This is a genomic window from Eubacterium sp. 14-2, assembly GCF_000403845.2.
In the GTDB taxonomy this organism is placed as follows: Bacteria; Bacillota; Clostridia; order Lachnospirales; family Lachnospiraceae; genus Petralouisia.
This window is the reverse complement of the sequence record NZ_KE159567.1, coordinates 2,075,446-2,078,074: the sequence shown is the minus strand read 5'-3', so window position 1 is coordinate 2,078,074 and position 2,629 is coordinate 2,075,446. Positions and strand designations below refer to the sequence as shown.

Below are 2,629 nucleotides of genomic sequence, written 5' to 3'. Positions count from 1 at the left end.
GACAGTGCCCGTTCAGAGGAAAAGGGAGAGAAAACCTGGAAAGAGAGAGAGAACGCAGAGATTAAGAAGAAAGAGAATCCGGTTACGACAGACAGAGGAACAGATGAAGACGACAGTAATTCCAATAAGCGAAAGAGTCCAAAGACCGGAGAATAAAAATGTTTCATTATGCATTTTTATCAGGGAGGTATAAGATATGAAAAAAACAGGGAAAAAATGGCTGGGAATTTTTCTGGCAGTTTCCATGGCTCTGACGGCAGTGTTTCCCATGGAGGCTGCATTAGCAGCTGAAACAGAAAGAAAAATGGAACGTGTGGAAAAAAAAGAATCATCAGAAGAAAACAGGATGATGGAAGCTGTGGAAGAAATACAGCAGCCTGAAAAGCAGCGGGAAGAGGCAGAAAAAGAAGTTTCGGAAAATATTCAGATGGAAGAAACAGAGCCTGTCATGCCTCTGTCTGTCGGTTATGACATTAATCAGCCGGTCATTGAGAAATTTGAACTGGTGGAAAACGGGCAGACAGTTAAGAAAGATGAAACAGTGCATTTTAAACTGTGGGCTTACGATGCGGACAGCGGTATCGAATCCGTTACGGTTTACCTGAATGTATATAATTTCGGTACTTATGAAACGGAAGTAAAGTTACAGAAAAGCGGAGAAGGAAATCTGTATACCGGGGAATATCCCTGTACCGTTCGTGGGGGAAGCAGTGTTTGTGTCACCAGGATTCAGGTGGAAGATAAAGCCGGTAATTATGCGGAAGAGGAAACCAGGAAGGATGGCTGTTTTCTTTACCGGTTTGAGGTAGCGTATCCGGAACCGGAAGTAAATAACGAAAAAGTTTCCGGGTCCGATTTCCGAATAGAGATAACATCATCAGGAGATGACGGAAAGTTACGGCCGGGAGATAAGGTAACGTTTAGCGCCCATCTGACCTGTGAAGGCGGAGAACTGAACAGGGAAGGAGATATGTTTATCAAAATGAAGGCCAATACTGTCAGTCACAGTGATTACATAAGAATGAATTTCGATGCTGCCACTGAAACCATGACAGGTACTTATACCGTTACAGAGGATACCTACCCGGCAGAATGGTTCTGGGAAAACATGCAGGTATGGACAAAATCCGGAAGATCTTACTGGTTTTATCCAAACAGAGCTGAACCGGATGCAAATTTAAAGTTTACGGTAGTCCAGGAGACATATGATACACAGCGGCCCATAATTAAGAGTATAAACATTGATAAAAACGGACAGATGGTGAAAGCCGGGGATAAAGTTACCATAACGATAAAGGTGGAAGAAGAAAACCCCAGAGATGAGGCGGAGATACTGTTCCGTCCCAGTGGTACAGGTATTATTTATTATCATAACAGACTGACCTTAAATCGGAAAACTATGGAATATACAGGACAGATTGATATTACAGATGAGACATATCCCTGCAAATGGGAACTGGAGAGACTGGAGCTGTCTGACCGTAAAGGGCATGATGCAATGCTCTCGGATATTCAGGAAGACTGGGAAACGAACTGCCCCTGGTACTATACCGTGGACCCGGAAGGATACCGGCCAGACAGGGAAGATCCGGTCATCGAAAGCATAACCATTGACAAAAAGGGCCAGTGGGTGCTGCCTGGCGATACTGTTACCCTGAAGGTAAAAGTGAAGGAAGACCATCCGGCTCAAACTGCCAGGGCACGTTTTTCTCCTCAGGTGGCGAATGTTTCCTCTAATGCGGATATCAGTCTGAAGTATAATCAGGATACCGGAGAATATATTGGAACCACTTCCATTACAGAGAATACCTATCCCTGTGAATGGATGCTGACGGAACTGTCCATACCGGATACCAAAGGAAACGAAGCCTCTCTGCGGGATTTTGACAAATTCTGGGAAATAAACTGTCCCTGGTATTACCGGGTAAAAACAGACAACACCTATCGGGAAGATTTTAAAGACGTTACAGTTACGGTGCTTGGATTTGTACGCCAGGAAAATGGAAGTTATCAGTATAACAGGCTGATATCTTCCAGGACTGTGGAAAAAGTGGGACGGAGAGCTTCCCTGAAAGAACTGGGGGTATCATTGCCCCAGGCTCCGGAAGGCATAAATGTAACCTGGACACGAAACAGCCAGATTGGCTATGGGCCGGAGGTGGATGAAAACACAGAACTGATATTTGCCGGTACGGACCCTGTGGACATCAGTATTTATGGCAATTATGACAGGGATTGTGCCAATGTGTCCCTGACCTATATGACAAAAGACCAGGGAATCAAAACAGCAATAGTCCCTGTCTTTGTGGAGCGGGAAACCACCTACCGGGAAGTGCTGGAGCAGTTAAAGCTGCCGGAGGATGCCAGTGAAACAGGGTTTTCAGGATTCCTTCTGGGAGAAGGGCAGGATGAAAATTCACAGATATGGGGCGTTGGCTGGATGTCAGCAGAAGCGGAGTATAATAACTGTCAGGTATCCTGGCGCACCAGATATCAGGGAAGCGATGGAATGGGAGCAGAGAAAGGGGTTGTAAAATCTTATGAAAAGGGCATGACCGTTAAGGACGCCCTGGCGGAGCTGGAGCCACCGGAAACAGTGGAAGGAATGGAGTTTGAGGGCTGGGTTCTG

At 45.6% G+C, this 2,629-nt stretch carries 1 protein-coding gene; it reads left to right on the top strand.

The annotated features are described in order from the left end of the window. Positions 1 to 196 precede the first annotated feature (196 nt). A partial coding sequence (locus tag C805_RS26740) for a hypothetical protein (RefSeq protein ID WP_016215095.1) occupies positions 197 to 2,629 on the top strand: 2,433 nt, incomplete at its 3' end.